The 16,960-nt window shown below is 59.9% G+C and carries 9 protein-coding genes and 1 pseudogene; 5 read left to right on the top strand and 5 right to left on the bottom strand.

Going from position 1 to position 16,960, the window contains the following annotated elements; translation table 11 throughout:
• Positions 1 to 98: 98 nt before the first annotated feature.
• Both ACFSR7_RS13905 and ACFSR7_RS13900 read right to left on the bottom strand, forming a co-directional pair.
• Positions 99 to 938, bottom strand: coding sequence for a carbohydrate ABC transporter permease (locus tag ACFSR7_RS13905; protein ID WP_378162441.1), 840 nt, complete (start codon positions 936 to 938; stop codon positions 99 to 101).
• Positions 938 to 1,828, bottom strand: coding sequence for a carbohydrate ABC transporter permease (locus ACFSR7_RS13900; protein ID WP_378162439.1), 891 nt, complete (start codon positions 1,826 to 1,828; stop codon positions 938 to 940). The genes ACFSR7_RS13905 and ACFSR7_RS13900 overlap by 1 nt, the downstream gene beginning before the upstream one ends.
• A 107-nt stretch (positions 1,829 to 1,935) precedes the next feature.
• Here ACFSR7_RS13900 and ACFSR7_RS13895 point away from each other — a divergent pair, with 107 nt between their 5' ends.
• Both ACFSR7_RS13895 and ACFSR7_RS13890 read left to right on the top strand, forming a co-directional pair.
• Positions 1,936 to 3,954 carry a cache domain-containing sensor histidine kinase gene (locus ACFSR7_RS13895; RefSeq protein ID WP_378162437.1) on the top strand — a complete coding sequence of 673 codons (2,019 nt, stop codon included), beginning with the start codon at positions 1,936 to 1,938 and terminating at the stop codon, positions 3,952 to 3,954.
• Entirely contained in the window at positions 3,951 to 5,609 is a 1,659-nt protein-coding gene (locus ACFSR7_RS13890; protein WP_378162436.1) for a response regulator, read from the top strand. The genes ACFSR7_RS13895 and ACFSR7_RS13890 overlap by 4 nt, the downstream gene beginning before the upstream one ends.
• Before the next feature lie 543 nt (positions 5,610 to 6,152).
• On the opposite strand, the gene ACFSR7_RS13885 is transcribed toward ACFSR7_RS13890, so the two are convergent.
• From ACFSR7_RS13885 to ACFSR7_RS13875, 3 genes and pseudogenes are all read right to left on the bottom strand, one after another.
• Positions 6,153 to 12,179 carry an alpha-amylase family glycosyl hydrolase gene (locus tag ACFSR7_RS13885; protein ID WP_378162434.1) on the bottom strand — a complete coding sequence of 2,009 codons (6,027 nt, stop codon included), beginning with the start codon at positions 12,177 to 12,179 and terminating at the stop codon, positions 6,153 to 6,155.
• Between the two features lie 539 nt (positions 12,180 to 12,718).
• Positions 12,719 to 13,099: pseudogene (locus tag ACFSR7_RS13880) on the bottom strand (hypothetical protein); the annotation flags it as partial.
• A 445-nt stretch (positions 13,100 to 13,544) separates the two neighbouring features.
• On the bottom strand, positions 13,545 to 14,945 hold the full coding sequence (locus tag ACFSR7_RS13875) for a hypothetical protein (RefSeq protein WP_378162432.1): 1,401 nt from the start codon (positions 14,943 to 14,945) through the stop codon (positions 13,545 to 13,547).
• A gap of 172 nt (positions 14,946 to 15,117) precedes the next feature.
• Between ACFSR7_RS13875 and ACFSR7_RS13870 the strand changes: the two genes are divergently transcribed.
• The 3 genes from ACFSR7_RS13870 (at position 15,118) to ACFSR7_RS13860 (ending at position 16,921) form a co-directional block, all read left to right on the top strand.
• Complete coding sequence (locus ACFSR7_RS13870) at positions 15,118 to 15,336, top strand: hypothetical protein (protein ID WP_378162430.1); 219 nt, start codon at positions 15,118 to 15,120, stop codon at positions 15,334 to 15,336.
• A 67-nt stretch (positions 15,337 to 15,403) separates the two neighbouring features.
• The gene (locus tag ACFSR7_RS13865) at positions 15,404 to 15,919 is read left to right on the top strand and encodes a L,D-transpeptidase (protein WP_378162429.1); all 516 of its coding nucleotides are present in this window, start codon (positions 15,404 to 15,406) and stop codon (positions 15,917 to 15,919) included.
• Between the two features lie 189 nt (positions 15,920 to 16,108).
• Positions 16,109 to 16,921, top strand: a complete 813-nt coding sequence (locus ACFSR7_RS13860; protein WP_378162427.1) for a hypothetical protein — start codon at positions 16,109 to 16,111, stop codon at positions 16,919 to 16,921.
• The last annotated feature ends 39 nt before the right edge of the window (positions 16,922 to 16,960 follow it).

Below are 16,960 nucleotides of genomic sequence, written 5' to 3'. Positions count from 1 at the left end.
AATGATCTGGCTACAGGTCGAGTATAGTGGAGAAAACGTTTGCACAAAACCGACGATGTTGATGTCAAAAGTGTAACATATTGACCCTGGGCCCTAACCTAGCCCTTGACCGAGCCTGAGGTGATCCCTTCGACGATGTGCTTCTGCAGCAGCAGGAAGAGCACGACGATCGGCGTGACGCTCATGGCGAGACCGGCGAGCGCCAGATCCCACTGCTTGGTATATTGTCCAAAAAACCGCGTGACTGCGAGCGGAATCGTCGTCAGGTCTTTGTTCGAGCCGATGATGAGCACCGGCAGCAGGTAGTCGTTCCAGATCCAGAGCGTATTCAAGATGACGACCGTGACGGCGATCGGCTTGAGCAGCGGAAAGACGATCCGCCAGAATACGCCGTACGGCGAGCAGCCGTCCATGACCGCGGCCTCCTCGATCTCGAGCGGCACGCCCTTGATGAAGCCATGGAACAAAAACACCGACAGCGCGAGTCCGAAGCCGAGGTAGCATACAACGATGCCGAGCAAGTCGCCGCGCAGCTCCAGGATGCTCGTCACACGCACGAGCTGCAGCATGACCGACTGGAACGGGATAATCATCGACGAGATGAACGCAAGGAACAGCAGGTTGTTGAAGCGCGTCGGCCTGCGGACAAGCCGGTAGGCGGTCATCGAGCTGATCGTCACGATGCCGGCGACGCTGATCGCCGTGATGACGACGGAATTGCGAAGCGCGGTAGGAAAGCGGATCATGTCCCATACCCGCGAGTAGTTCGTGAACTTGTAGACCTCCGGCAGCGATGCCGCGTCGACGAGAATCTCGCCGAGCGTCTTGAGCGAATTCACGAGAACGAAGTAAAAAGGAGCGAGAAACAGCAGCGCCAGCAAGATCGCCAAGACCTCGATGCCGGCGAGCCTGTAGCGCAGCGAGCGGTCGCGGTTCATCAGGCTTCCACCTCCTTGCGCTTGGTGAGCCATACCTGCGTCACCGCGATGAGCGAGACAGCCAGGAAGAACAGCATCGCCTTCGCCGTGCCGAGGCCGTAGCGGTTGTTGACCAGCGCTTCCGCATAGATGTTGTAGGCAAGCGACTGCGTCGAGGTGCCGGGACCGCCCTTGGTGAGCGACAGGTTTAGGTCGAACATCTTGAAGGCATTGGAGATGGTGAGGAACAAGCATACCGTGACGGCCGACATGATGAGCGGAAGCGTAACCTTGCGGATGCTCTGCCAGTAGCCCGCGCCGTCGATGGTCGCCGCCTCGAGCATATCCTTGGGCACGCCGGTCAGCGCCGCGATGTAGATGACCATCATGTAGCCCGCCGATTGCCAGACGAATACGATGACGAGCCCCCAGAACCCGGTGCCCGCCGTCCCGAGCCAGGGCTGCTCGAAGAAGGACCAGCCGGTCATTTCCCCGATCGTCTTGAAGCCCTTGGTGAAAATGAACTGCCAGATGTAGCCGAGCAGGATGCCGCCGATTACGTTCGGTACGAAAAAGACCGTCCGCAGCAAGTTGCGGGTCTTCAGCGCCCGCGTCAGCATCAGCGCAAGCATAAACGCCAGCAGGTTCGACGCCAGCACCGTGACCGCCGTGAAGCGAAGCGTGAAGCCGAAGGCCGCCCAGAATTTGTCGTCGCGCATGAAGATGCGATTCAGATTGTCCATGCCCGTCCAATGCGCCTTGTTCAGGTCGAGCCCGTTCCACTCGGTGAACGAGTAATAGAAGCCGAGCAGAAACGGCACGAGCACGATGATCGAGAACGCGATCAGGCCCGGTCCCACAAATACGAGCTGCTGCAGCCACTCTCCGGATTTACCGCCGCGTTTGGTCATGAGGCACACTCCCTTTCCGTTATGTAAAATATAAAGCGATATTGCGGCATGGACCACCGATAGATATGATGGGTTTGGTGTAATATATTGACCTCGGGGGAACCGTCTTGAAAAAAAGCATCCGCACGAAGCTGATGGCGCTGCTCCTCGCGGCCACCATCGTTCCGATGGCACTGTCCATGGTCATCTCGGATTTTTATATCAAAAACCAGGTGACAAGCAAGGCGATCGCGGAAAACCGCAGCTTGCTCGAGGTCGGTAAAGACAACATCCTGAACTATATGAACACGCTCAACCGGAACTCGTTAAGCGTTTACAACTCGATCAACGCGCCGACCTCCCTCTATGCCATCATCGAGCGCTTCACGGCGCCCGGCGCGGATGCGGAGGCTGCGGATCTCCTCTATCGCACGACGATCTACCAGCACCTGCTGAACATGTACCAGTCGAACAAGGAGATCCATCAGATCCACCTGCAAATCGGACGCGGCGAGGACAGCTGGTCTTATCTGCTGGCCCGCGGCCTGTTCCGGAGCGGACGGGAAGCGGACGGCGGCTGGCCCGCCGGGCGGGCGGATGACCCGGTACCGTTCATGGAGCCGGCTCACAAGAGCGCGAGCTACGCGCTCGATTCCCGGCGATCCGTGTCCGCTCAGGACGTGATCACGCTCCGGCGGCCGATCATCCGCACGCCGAGCGACAAGGTCATCGGCTATTTGTCGATCGACGTGCTGCTGAGCGAGCTGAGCGATATCTGCGGACGGCTCGCGCTGTCGAAGGAGGAGCAGCTGTACGTGCTCGACCGGGGCGGCCATGTCGTATGCGGGGCGGAGCCCGGAAACGGCAGCCTGCTCCAAGACGAAGGCTGGGCGCGCAGGCTGCTGTCGGAAGCTGGCGGCAGCGGCGACTTCAAGTGGTCGGATTCCGCCTTTGCGGGTTACGTCGTCTACGATACGCTGCAGACGCAATTCATGGACTGGATCGTGGTGAAGCAGCTGCCCTACTCGTACTTGTACCAGAACGCCCAGGGCATCCGCCTGATCAATTCACTGATTATCGCGCTGTCCCTCATCGTGGCCGTCATCGCGACCTTGATTGTGTCCGTCCAATTCACCAGCTCGATCAAGAAGCTGATCGCGCGTATGAATCTGGTGCAGGCGGGCAAATGGAGCGCGGGCGCCGAGGCGGGCTTCGCCCACCGCAGCGACGAGTTCGGCGTGCTGGAACGGCGCTTCGGCACGATGGTGTCGACGATCGAGGAGCTGATCAATCGGGAGTACAAGCTCGCGCTCGCGAACAAGACGAACCAGCTGAAGGCGATGCAGGCCCAGATCAATCCTCATTTTCTGAACAATGCGCTGCAGTCCATCGGGACCCTCGCGCTGCAGTCGAACGCGCCCAAAGTTTATGGGCTCGTCGCCGCCATGGCCCGGATGATGCGCTACAGCATGAACACCGAGGAGACCGTCGTGTCCCTGTCCGCCGAGCTCGCTCACGCCAAGGCCTACCTGGAGCTGCAGAAGCAGCGGTTCGGCGAGGATCTGGACGTGTACTACGAGATCGATCCCGAGACGATGGATATTGCCGTGCCGAAGATGCTGCTCCAGCCGCTCGTCGAAAATTACTTCAAGCACGGCTATGAACCCGCCGCGGTTGGCGGATCGGGAGACGCCAGGGCAGGCGGCGAAACGGGCGACGGCGGCGCGGCAACCCGAACAGGAGGAGCCGGAAAAAGCGGAGGAACTGGAGGAACCGGCGGTAACGGGGGCATGAGCGCCGATGGCGCCAAGCTGTTTATTCGCGCTTGGCTGGAGGGAGAGCGCGAGTGGCTGCGCGTCGAGACCGCGGACAACGGCAGAGGCATGGAAGCGGGACCGCTCGAAGGTTTAAGGGCCCGCTTGAACCGCGACAGCGCGGAGGACGGCACGGGCGGGCAGATCGGTCTGGCCAACGTCCATATGCGTCTTCGCTTGTATTTCGGCGAAGAGGCGGGGATGACGGTGGACGCAGCGCCCGGTGGTGGATTCAAGGCTACGCTCCGGATTCCGCTGCTGCGGACGCCGATCGCGGAAGAGCTGCCGGCCGAAACGAAAGAGCTCCGGACAGACGAGGAGGAACCAAGATGAAAGTTGTCATCGTAGACGACGAACGCCACGTACGGGAAGCCGTCCGGCTGCTTGTCGATTGGGAAGCGCTCGGCGTTTCCGAGATACACGAAGCCGCCAACGGCGAGGAAGCGGCGTCGCTCATCGAGTGCGTGCGTCCGGGCATTGTCGTCACCGACATGATGATGCCGGTGCAGGGCGGGCTCGACCTGCTGGCCTGGCTTCAGGCACAGCGACCCGAGATTCAGAAGATCGTCATCAGCGGCCACGACGACTTCCACCTCGTGCGCGGCACGATGCAGCACGGCGGGCAAGATTATCTGCTTAAGCCGATCGATCCCGAGCAATTGACCGGCGCGCTCGAACGCGCGACCGCCCGTTGGCATGCCCAGGATCGCTCCCGCAAGGACGAGTTGGCGCGCAGCATGGAGATCAACCAGATGCGTCCGGTCATGCGTGACCGCATCTTCTCCGACTTGCTCGGCGGCGGCGATTCCAACGGACATGCGCAGCTCGCGCTACAGGGCGAGACGGTGTTCCGTCAGGCCTCAGCCTGCCTCGTCGCCGTTCTCGACCTGGACTCGGCTTCCTCCGAGGTTGTGGAGCGGTACGCCCGCAACCGGGATCTGCTGTACTTCACGCTGACCAACATCGCGGACGAAGTGCTGCGGCGCGGAGATTGCGGCATCGCCTGCCGGAATCTCCGGTCGGAGAACGAGATTCTCCTTTTCTTCTGGATCGAACCCGGCGCGTCATCCCGCCTCGACACGGCGGTAAAGACGCTGCTGTCCGAGATCAACGAATGCTGCTTTCTCACGCTCAAGTGCCGTTTCGACTTCGGTATCGGCACGGAGCAGCCATTCCCCAAGGGAGCGGCGAATTCGTACCAGACGGCCAAGGCCGCCCTGCGGGATCGCGATCTGCTGGCGGAGCGGGCCTATTATTACCGCAGCGAAGCGGCTGCAGCCCGCGGCTCCGCTGCGACGCCCCGTTTCGAAGAATACGAGGAGAGTCTGCGTCTCGCCGTTCTGAGCGGATCGGACAAGCAAATCCGGGATGCCGTCGGCCGCTGCATCGCCGAGATGCGCCGCATGCCCCGGATCAGCAGCGAGCAGTTCGAGCGTTGGCGGGCGGCCTTCACCGAGATGCTGCAGCGATGGCGCGAAGCGGATGCCGGGCAAGCAGACAGCCGGCCGGGAGAGCGCTCACTCGCCGAGGGCACGGAAAAGCTCCCGCTTCCGACCGGCGCACTGCCGTTGGACTCGCGCGGCCGGCTCGATCTGGACGGCCTGGAGGCCGCCTTTCGCGAATTCCTGACCGCTTGGTCGCACGGCCGATCGACCGCGAGCCAACAGACGCAGAGCGCGATTCCCGCCGTCGTCCGCTATATCGAGCAGCATTACAACAAGGAGCTCACCCTTCAGGATATCGCCAGCCAGTTCTACTTAAGCCGGGAGTACATCTCCCGCAGGTTCAAACAGGAGACCGGGGAAAATCTCATCGACTTCCTCTGCCGCATCCGCATCGACAAAGCCAAGCTGCTGCTGGAGAGCCCAAGCTTCAAGATCTCCCAAGTCGCCGAGATGGTCGGCTATCAGGACGAAAAATACTTCAGCAAGGTGTTCAAAAAACTCACGGGGCTGTCGCCGAATCAGTATCGTAAAAATAATGCCTAACTCGCAGCAAGCGATCGGGGCGCAAGCACAGGCTTGTTCCCCGCCGCCCGGCACGACAATCACCTGCGCTCACCGCATCTCGTCCCTCGCCGACTATTGATCTACGTGCACACTTTGCCGCTCTATCGCGCCGTGCACTCCCGACTGTTGATCTAAGTGCACACTTTTCCGCCCGATCCCCCGCTCCTCGCCGACTGTTGATCTACGTGCACACTTTGCCGTCCAATCCCCGCGCTCCATGCCGACTGTTGATCTACGTGCATACTTTTCCACCCAATCCCCCCGCTCCCCGCCGACTGTCGATCTACGTGCATACTTTGCCGTCCTCGCCCCTTCGCGAATCCGCCTCCATCCTCCGCTGCCAACCCTCAGTGTGCCGCATTTGAACGATATCCCCTTGAGTCAGGGACGCATGAAAAGAGAGCCCCACCATCGTATTGCTCCACATTCCTGAGGGAAGGGGATATCGTTCAAACCGGAAAAAAGCCCTATGCGCATCGGGACGTCTCCCGGCACGCATAGGGCTTGCATTCAAAATCTCACTTACAGGCCGAGCAGTCTGAAGAGCGCTTGCGCGCTCTCGGCGCGGGTCAGGCCCGACTTCGCGGCGAAGACGTGGCCATCGCGGCCGGACAGCAGGCCCAGTCCGGCTGCGCGGCCGATCGCCTCGCTGGCCCAGGCGCTGAAGCCGGATGCGTCCGCGAACGGTTCCGCGGCTGCAGCGGACACCCGATCCGCGCCGGCATCGTCTGCATAGTCATAGGCTCGCATGAGCATGACGGCCATCTCCTCTCGCGTAATGCCTTCGTTCGGCGCGAACGCGCTCGCGCTCCGGCCGCTCACGATGCCGGCTTCGGCTGCCGCCGATACGGCGTCTTCATACCAGGCGCCCGATGCGACATCGGCGAACGGCGCCTTCTGCTGCGGCGCGGCGAGTCCGAGCGCACGGCTCAGCATCGCGGCAAACTCGGCGCGCGTGACGCCTCTCGCCGGTTCGTAGCGCGATGCGTCCGTGCCGTTCACGATCTGCTTCGCCGCGAGCGACCTGACGGCCGTCCAAGCCCAGTGCCCCGTCGGGACGTCCGCGAATGCCGCGTCGATCTGCAGCAACGCGTACTTGCTGAAATGCGTGACGTATGCCGTCAGCACGTCGTCGTCGGACCACGTCCCGCGTACGTATTCCAGCTTGCCGTCGTCATCGACATAATACAAGCCCGCTACGGCGCGGTCCGCATTCGCGTCTGCACGGATCGATAGCTTCACCGGTGGCGAGAGCTCGTGCACGACACGGCTCTTCCCGTCCTCTCCGATGACGGAGAGGGCAAAATTATATACCTCGCCGACGATTCGAACATGACGTCCCTCCCGCTCCGCCTTCGCGATCAGCGCGTCGGCTTGCGAAGCGCCCAGCGGCGCGATGTCGAGCGCCAGCTGCGCCGCCTTGTCGCCTGAGCCGGCCGCTTGCGACAGCAATCCGGCCGGTACTGACAACGACAGACCTTCCTTTACAAGCGTCAGAACGCCCGACTTCAGCAGCTCGCCGGCGCTGGCCGGGAGCAGAATGCGCGTCGCGCCTGCCGGAATCTCGAGCTTCACAACGCCTCCGGCATCCGGCACAAGCTTGTCGGCCGCGATCCGCAGCTCCGCAGGCGCGGAAGTCGGCGCCGGCGTTGGCGTCGGCCCATTGTTCACGGGTGTCGGCTCAGGAGACGGAGATGTTGAAGGCTCGGGCGATGGCGATTCCGTGCCGCCCCCTGTACGCGTAATCTCGAGCTTGATGGTCTTCGTCGCCTGCGAGGCTCTGCCCTTGTCCGTATAGAACGGCAGGTTCAGCGTCTCGGCCGTCGGCTCGATGTGGAGCGTGAAGACGTTCTTGCCCTGTGCGAGCGGGATATCGTTCACCAGGACATTGCCGTAAGCGTCCATCGCGCCCTCCGAAATCGGCTTGCCGTTGATTGTAAACGCCACGCCGTAAGGCACGGCCGCGCGCAGCGCGAAGCTGGCGTCCGTCGTCGAGTAGGCGATGTCTTCGCCGTAGGACTTGCGCGGCTGATAGATCGCTACCGGCATATCGACCCAACGCAGCACGTAGTCGTCGACGATCATTTTGTTGCCGCCCTGATTCGCGATCTTGAGCTGCATGTTGGTATCGGTCGAGCTGTATGCCCAGTTGCCCGGATCGGTCGTATCGTTCTGCAGCCGGCTGTGGCTCGTGAACGCCTCCTTGTTCCAATCGCCGCGGGCATACTTGTACTGGATTGCTTTGCCTGCCATCATCTTGAAGGAATACTCCACGACCTCCCGCGTCGTAGCGCCGCTCGGCACGAGCAGCTTGGTCGACGATACGTTCCAGCCGTTGAAATCGCCGGCGATCGTGATGTCGTCCGTCGTCGGAGTATAGTCCGGCAGATGCAGCCGCAGCGTCACATCGATCATGACGAGCCTTGGCGTCACGGTCTGCGGCGCCGAGTATGCACGATTGTAAGCTTGGTCGTAGGCAGCGACCCTGTAGGTGTAGGTCATATCGTTGTTAACGGTGAAGTCGGTATACGTGCGCGCTTCCTTCGCCACCGTCGCGATCTTGCGGTACACGGCGTCGGTCACGGACTGGCGATAAATCTCGAAGCCCGCAACCGATCCGTCGTCCGACGTCCAAGCCAGACTCGCGCGCCCGGACTCCTGGAGCAGCCCGCCCAGCGCCGGCGCGTCCGGCGCCTCCAGATCGTCGTCCGACTGGAGGACATTCACTTCATTCTCGCCGGAGAGCGTCCAGGTCTCTTCGTTATCCGACGAAAAAGCCGCGTAATAGCGATATAGGCCCGCCGCGGTCGGCTCGAAAGATGCACGGTATACCTTGGCTGCCCCCGCATCCTCCTTGTACTTTAACGGCACGCCGATGGCGTCCGCCGAGCCTCCGTTTTCCGGATAATAAAACAGCTTGCCCGGCAGATTCGGCGCCGCCTTGCCCGTATAGGCTCCATTGTCCGTAAGCCCCGGTACCGTCACCTCGACTGTGATGCCTTCGATTTTTTTGCCGACGCCCGCATAGACGACGCCCGCCACCGAGGACGGCACAGATACCGATTGGATCGGATAAAAAGGCGTCGCGGATACCATGGTGCCGATCAGGCTCTCCGACTGGCCGGCATAGGCGGTAACTGCGTAATAATACTTAGTCGCGTTTACGATACCGGTCCTGTCCGCAAAAGCAAGCGTGCCTGCCTCAACCTCACCGACCCGCGTCAGCGCACCGCCCTCGATGAGCGCGCGATATACGCGATATCCTGCCGCGCCCGGAACCGCCTGCCAGCTGAGATCAACCTTGCCGTTGCCGGCGGCGGCGGTCACGCCCTGAACCTCGGCGACCGTGCCCAGATCGCCTGTCGATACCATCATGACGCCGGACTGCGCCGGCAGCGTCAGTCTGAGCTTGCCGCTTTGCACCGTCGCTTCGATCGCGCCGCCCAGCTCATCCTTCAGCTTAAGTCCGTCCGGCAGGAAGCCGGTGACGTCCGCTTCGAACTCGCGTGCCGTGTCGGCGCGGTTGATCGCCGTCAAGCCGCCCTTGGAAGCCGTCTTGCGCGCATAAGCGATGACGTCGCCGTCCGCGTAGGCCGTCTTCAGGTCGCCCGTGCTGAATACGTCGTTGGCGTGGCGAACGGCTGCCGCTTGCTGATACGTGCCGAACAAATCCGAATAGCGGCCTGTGCCCGTGTACGTGCCCTCGCTTTCTTTCACGCGCTCCCACGGGAACGTCCGTCTCGAATCCGGGTCCTTGGTGCCGGTCAAGCCCACTTCGTCGCCATAATAGATCGTCGGCGCGCCGGGATAGCCCAGCTGGAACAGCGCGACGAGCGCCTGCTGCTTCAGCGCCTTGTCGGACGCCTCCGGCGCGATGATCAGATGCTCTTCCTCGTAGGAAGGGAAGTCGAGCTTCGTGATCGAGCGGGTCGTATCGTGGGAATCCATCAGGTTCAGCATGACCTGCCAGGCTTCCTTCGGGTAGTCCTCGCGGATCGACTCGAGCGTCTCGTTAAACGCCTTGGCGTCCCCGCCGATCATGAACGTCTGGAGCGCGCCGCGGAAGCGATAGTTCATAACCGAGTCGAACTGGTCGCCCAACAGATACGGCGTCGCGACGTTCCATTCCTCGCCGAGGATGATCGGCTCGTCGATCGTATCGCCGCTCGCGTCCTTCAAGCCGGCCGTGGATTTGACCGCCTCCCTGAACTTCTTCCACGTGCCTGCGGACACGTCCGGCGCCACGTCGAGCCGCCAACCGCTCGTCCCCATCCACACCCAGCGCTGGGAAACGACGTTTTGCATAGCCGCCTCCGCGTCCGCCTCGTTCTTGCCCGCGAGGTCATGGCCGATAACCTCATCGCGATAGGCGATATTGTTCCATTCGTGCGCCTCCTGCGGTCCGCCGATTGCATCTGCATCGCCCGCTTGCGGCGTCACGGCGTCCATAGCCGGCAGCGAATCGTAGCCCCACCATGCGTCGTACTTGTAGTGGGTGTTCGTGCCGTCTCGATCCGGAACCTTTTCGTTCTCGATCGTAAACCAGGTCGTGTACGCGAAGTCTTCCGGGTACTTGTAGTTCTTGCCCGTCTTCGGATTCTTTTGGCTCGTATAATACGCCTGCGCTTCGCTCTTCGCCTGATCCAGCGTCTTGCCCGGCGCGGCGTTCGCAATGTCGTATACTCTGGCCCAGTACTCGTACGCGCCGATCTCCGGATACTTCTCGTAGCGGTCGAAATAGACGGAGTCGTCGCCCACGTGATTAAACACGCCGTCGCCGATGATCCGGATGCCCTGCGCCTTCGCCGCCTTGGCAAAGTCGATGAAGACCTTGTCCGAGGCGACGCGCGTCGCTTCGTAGTTCAGGCCGGACGTCGGGTCGCCCGGCGTATTGTATACCGGCTCGCCGAACATCGGATCGAGATGCTTGTAGTCCGTCGCATCGTACTTGTGGTTGGAAGCTGCCCACGCGATCGGATTAAAGTAGATCGTGTTGACGCCGATTGACTTGAGATAACCGAGCTTTTGCTGCACGCCTTGCAGGTCTCCGCCGTAAAACTCGTTCGTCCAGACGCCGTCCGTCTTCGCGCCCGGATAATAAGGCTGATTCTCCGGCTTGACGCGGTCCGGATTTTCCGGCACGTCGCGCCAGTCGCCAGCGACCTGTCCCGGGGCGGGCTCATTGGCGACGCCACCGTCAAAGTACTGCAGCTTGTACGGCTCGATAGCGTTCGTATCGTCCGATTCGGACCGGTTGCCGCGATAGCCGTCCACAACCTTCGCGCGGTTGTTGGTCTCGTCCCCGTCGAAGAACCGGTCCGGGAAAATTTGATAGACGACCGCTTCCTTCATCCAGTCCGGCGTATGATAGTCCGCGCTGTACACGGTCAGGTCGAACGGCACTGCGCCTTCGTCCGACACGACGCCGCTGCCGCCGCGCGCGATGTTCCCGTTTTTGTCGTCTCCCAATTCGACCTTCGCCGCCCCGTCGATCAGGATGAACTTGTAGCCCCATACGCCGATCGGCGTGAACGTGCGGGCCGGAATCACGGCCTCGAAGTAGTCGCTGCCGGATACCGAGGTCGTTTTGCGCATGTCAAAAGTTCTGGCCATTCCTTCGCCGTCCGTCAGCTCCACCCGCGCGAGCTGTACATCGTCCTTGGAGGCTGCGACGCGAAGCGTCAGATCCTCCGTTCCCTCCTTGATGGCGCCGAACGGCTTCTTGAATGTCAGAGAACGGCTGTCGAACCGGATGCCCGATTTGTCGACCTTGCCGTCGAAGCCGCCGCTTTGGAGCACGCTTTTCGCGCCGAGCTGCCTGTTCTGGCCCTTGTAGTCGATGGTGAAAATCGTATAGGCTTCGTCCGGAATATCCAGCGCCAGATTGCCTCCGCCATCTCCGTAGCTCTCGTCCCAGCTCGGCCCGAACGCGACCTTCGCCTCGTACCGTCCTTGCGGGATGGTTGCCTGGTACTTGTACACGCTGCCGTCGAAATTATAATCGACGAAGCGCAGCGCCGATGTCGACGGCGACCAATCTGCCGTTTCGCCGAGCGCGGTCTGCAGACTGCCGACGAGCCGCGGCCATTTGTCGTCTCCGAGCGAAGCCGCATACTGCGGCAGCCCCGAGACGCCGGGTGCCGTAACGCGCGCCTGGCCGATCTCTTCATTGACGTAGAAGTTCACCTTCGTCTCCTCGCCAAGCGTCAACGAAAAGTTGTTGCCTCCGTTGCTGAAGCCGTCCCAGGTTCCATTCTGGGTCAGCTTGAATTCGTGCGTCCCTGCAGGCAGCACCGTCGAAAAAGCATAAAATCCGCCGACAAGGTGCTTCATTTTGCCTGCGGAGGTCGCAGGCTTCTCGTTCCAGTCGGTGAACGAGCCCGCTACGACCCATTGGCTCTCTCCCCCCGGCTGATCCGCAAATGCGTCCGCCGTAATGGCAGCGCTTGCAAGGTTGCCTGCGCCGATCCCTGAGAACAGCTGTAACGCCAACAATGCTGCGATAATGAGTGCGACCTGCCTGCGAATGCGGTTCCATGCCTTTGACATGATCTTAACGATCCCTCCTGTGCCAAGTTTTGAATTTGTCCGCAGACCCAACGCAAGACAAAGGCGAAGATCCTCCGTTTATGCGATGTATGCCGCCATTGTTGCGCAAACGTTTGCATGACTTATCATGGAAATAGCATATCATCAGGCGGAAAAGACTGTCAACGCCAAATGTAAGCGCTATACGAAGGATGCCGGAATTCATCTTTACGTGCAACAAGTTGCACAATGACCCTTTCTCATTCCCGCCGCCCTTCCCGGCCATAAATAAAGAGGCTGCCACAAAGGACAGCCTCTCCCTTTAACGGTCGTATCAAGTTTTGCGCCTAGAACGTTCTCGCCTATCCCTTTACGCTGCCAAGCTTGATCCAGCCGACATCGTCTGGAATTCGAACTTGACGACGATCGTCTGCAGGTAGCTTTGCAGCGGAAGTTCTGGCACGCAGCTTCTCCCCCGACATCGACAGCGGATAGGCGAGCAGAATGACGAGCAACACGATGAGGTGATCCTCCAGTGGAACCAGATGCAGAGCGGCACGGAACGCCGTCGCCGTCGTGACGATCCCCATCACCGCGACGAGCGGTATGCTTGCCTCCATGACCTGCGCCACCGGCAGACCGGCCGCATCCGCCGTCAACTTCGGCGCCCCCTGAATAATATAGTCTCCGGACAGCGCGATGCCGTGTCCAAACAAGTTCATCGCCATCGCGGCCCCGAGCGCCGGGAGCCCCAACCGTACGGCAACCGGCAGCAGCACCGCGCCGATCAGCGCAACGCCGGGCGATAGCCGGAAAAACCACGACGTGACCATCATGATGATCCCCATCGCGGGCGTCCGGATGAACCGCGTGAGCGGTGCGACCATCATTTCGTTGATCCCCGTCCGAATCAGGATACGGCTCTTCGAGACGATGACGGCACCATCATCGTATCGCGGCGCATGACAAGCATCGCCATAAGACGCCGCTTATGCGCATTTTAACGGTATCCCCTTCGAGCAGGTCAGGGATGCTGATGCGCTTATTTCCGAGCGTGAGGCTCGGGTGCAAACCGCGCTTTCCATCGTTTTAACGGTATCCCCTTCAATCAGGCGGGCCACAGGCACGAAGCAGCCTCGATGGGATCGCAGGAACTTTGATCCGGGATGCTCCTCGTTAACAGAACCTGAGCGAAGGGATATCATTCAAATGAGCCCACGACTACTCGTCAGCGGACCTGAGCGACGGGGATATCGTTCAAACGTCGTCAAGACACCTCCACCATCCAACCTGAGCAAAGGGGATATCGTTCAAATACGGCAAAAAGCCCTTGCGTGGGGCAAGATTCTCCACGAAAAGGCCCAGCCTTGACCTGAATACGGCAGTTCAACGCCGGATTCGGCGCCGTAAATCCAGCCACAGCAGCCAAAACATCCAAGCGAGCAACAACGCGTTGCCCGCGGCAACCCATAAATGAGAAGCGGTGAGCACGTTGCTCGGTTCTCGCGAAAAACCGAAAGCACCCGAGCCATCGCCTCGGGGTTGCCCGCCCCGGCCAGGGATACCGCCGGCGCCGAATCCCGCACCGCCGCCTCCGAATCCACCCCGGCCGCCGCCAAACCTGCCTCCCACACCGCCTTGACCAAACCCGCCGCCTCCGTGCCGCATGACGACAAGTAAATTGATCAACGTCGTGATCGTGAGCCCGACCGCTCCTGCAGCCCATCGGCGGTCGTGCAGCACGACCAGCAGCATGAAGACCAATGCCGGTATGCCGTAGCGTTCATGGATCTCGGTCGGCAGCATGAAAAAAGCAAAATTAACCGCTGCCCCCGCACGAAGCAGAACCGCCTCCACCTCGTGCCGACGTCGTATCGCCGCAAGCGCCGGCACGGTGTATGCACACAAGAGTAAGACCGCCGCTGCAAACAACGCCAGGCCTGCTGCGCGGTAAGTGATCCCGCCGACAAAAGCGGTCGTATCCTGGACATCGGGTCCGACGCCAATTATACCTGACCAAATATTCATGGCATTAACGGTTACCCCCGTAAAGGACCCGACCGCATCCCCGTATGCTTGCGTCATCATCGTACCTAGCGCCCCATGCGCACTAAAGTATATGAGCGCGACCAGCAGCGGCAGGCAGCAGCCGACGAGCCACATCGCCGCCGCGCGAAACTTTTTCCAACGAATCGCAGCAACCAGCAGATACATGCCCAGAACAGGCAGCACCGTCACGGCCTGGAATTTGGTTAACAAAGCCAAGGCAAAGCAAAGACCGCTAACCCCTGGCCGACTGGCTACGAGTATCACAGCTGCCGCCATCAGCATCGCATGGAGCATGTCCGCTTGTCCCCATACGGCGCCGTCGGCGATTAATGCCGGATTCAGCGCAATGAGCGCCAATACGCCCAACCCCAGGTAAACGTCCGCTCGTTTGCGCACCCATATGGCGACGAAAACCATCGATGCCGAATCGATGGCAACGAGCACCATTTTAAACGACAACGTTCCCGGCTCCGGTGCTTGACCGAACCATTCAATCAGTCGCGTATAACCACCCAACAGGAAGAGGAACAAAGGCGGGTAATTGATATTCCCGTTCCCGAGATACGCCCCTGCCAGTCCGTCGCGGACGACAGCCTCCCCCCATTGCACGAACAGCCGCTGATCCGAGAGGAAGCCGCCGTATCGATCCGCCAGCACGATGCGCAGGACAATGCCTGCCAGCACAAGACCCGCCGCATACCAGCCGATGCGGCCCCGCCTTGCCTCAACGCTTTTCACGACCATAAACCCTCACGTCCCCGCAGTCCGTTTGGCGTCCATCATGCCATATTTTCCTGAAGAACGCGTGAACGGTTTCTGTATGTTCGCTGAATCAAGAGCGGATAACCCTGGATTTGCGCCCTCTGCAGCATTATGATGGATAGAGCGGGTCCAAGAAAGGGGTACACCTATGTCAATCAACCGCAGGCTGATTTCGGACGCAGATTTCCAAGAGGCGATGGAGCGTCAGCTTCGCATGCGCGTGTTCAAGGACGACCATATCGCGGACAGCGGCGGCGTCATTCTTCGCTTCGACGACAACACAGTGGTCATTCAATCCAGTGTCAGCGAACTGGCCTATCACAATAGGCGAGACTGCGAATTTTTCGAATTGAAGCGGAGAAGCTGAGCTCATCCAACCATATTCGCCTCCTATCGCGCATATCCATTGGGAACAGCGCAAGGAGGCGACTCAAATGAAAAAAGCTTATTTGGCATTGCTCGGTCTGTTCGTTTGCATGATCTGTCTGATTCCGCTGGGTACCGCATCCGCAGCATCCGCCAGCCAGATCAAGCTGGATGCAAAGTACAGCGGCTACGAAAACTTCATCGTCATCGACAAGTCGCTCAATAAGCTGGCTTACTTCAAGGAAGGCAAGCTCGTTAAAACCTTCCCGGTAGCTACCGGGGCCAAGCCTTCGTACACGCCCGAGGGCCTTTTCGTCATTCAGGAGAAAATTAAAAACCGCCCTTATTACAAAGAAAAAATCAAGGGCGGCGATCCTAAGAACCCGTTGGGCGATCGCTGGTTTGGCCTCAAGGTAACGCTAAAGAACGGAAATGTCTCCTACGCATACGGCATTCACGGCACGAACAATGAAAAGTCGATCGGCAAATACGTATCGTCCGGCTGTATCCGAATGCACAACAAAGACGTCCGCTGGCTGTACGAAGAGGTTCCGAGTAAAACGCTGGTACTTATCCAAAAGTAATCTGACGCTCCGCCAGAACAAGAATGTATGTTCCCGACAAGGGATTGACTTCCTCCTTCGTTTCCGTGTATATTGAACGAACAGAATATCTATCATCCGACAGGGGAAGCACCCGTGAGTCAAGGCTATAGCCTTGCTTACCAGTGCTTTTTTGCTGTCCAATCAACCTTTTTGGGGAGGAAATTCGTTATGCGATGGGGATGTAAGTTGGCGTTGGCGGCGGTACTGGCTTGGTTCGCTATGTTGCCCGGCGTATCGGAGGCAGCTTCGTTCACGTTCTCAACGGCTGCCAAGACCGCTTACGACAAGATGAATGCAGCGGCAGAGCCGGAGCTGCGCACCAAGATTGTGTCTCAATACGATGCGCTTAGATCCCTGGAGGCCAAGGGCGATCAGACGGACGAAGCGTCCGCCGCCCTGCACGAACGCAACGAACAGCAGTTGAAGACGGCCAAGCAACGAATCAAAGACATCGACGTGGCAGAGATCGCCAAATTGGACGGTCAGGTCAAGGCTGCGCAGGCTAAGTACAAACCGTTATTCGACGGCTACACCGCACTCAACAAACGGATCGAAGCGGCACGAAAACTGAAAAACAAAGATTTGAACGCAGCGCTCAAGCTTCAAGCCGATATCATGAAGGTTACGGTTCAACTCGCACGCGACGATATCCGGGCCAAGCAAGACAAGCTCAAGCTCGCTAAAAGCGCAGCAGCCGTAAAGTCCAAGCGAGCCAAGGAGCCTCTGGCATCTATCGATGGACTAAAGACGCGGATTCAAGCGGAGAAAAAAGCGGCATCGGCAGCGAAGCAGGCAGGTAAGAACTTATGGAGCAGCTTTAATGCGTCTGCGAAAAAGAATGCGCCTCGAGATGCGCTAAGCGATCTCTCGGGCCTGCTTAAGCTGGCCGGCCAGATCAACGCAGCCAAGCAGAATCAGTACGCATTGGAGCAGAAGATCGCGGATGCGATCGCACGTGCATCGTTGCTGGCTGCAGCCTGAACGTCCGAACGAATGAGCCAGGAAAACCTAATGCAATTC

It is taken from the genome of Cohnella sp. GCM10020058 (assembly GCF_042683485.1).
In the GTDB taxonomy this organism is placed as follows: domain Bacteria; phylum Bacillota; class Bacilli; order Paenibacillales; family Paenibacillaceae; genus Cohnella.
This window is presented reverse-complemented; position numbering and strand designations above follow the sequence as displayed.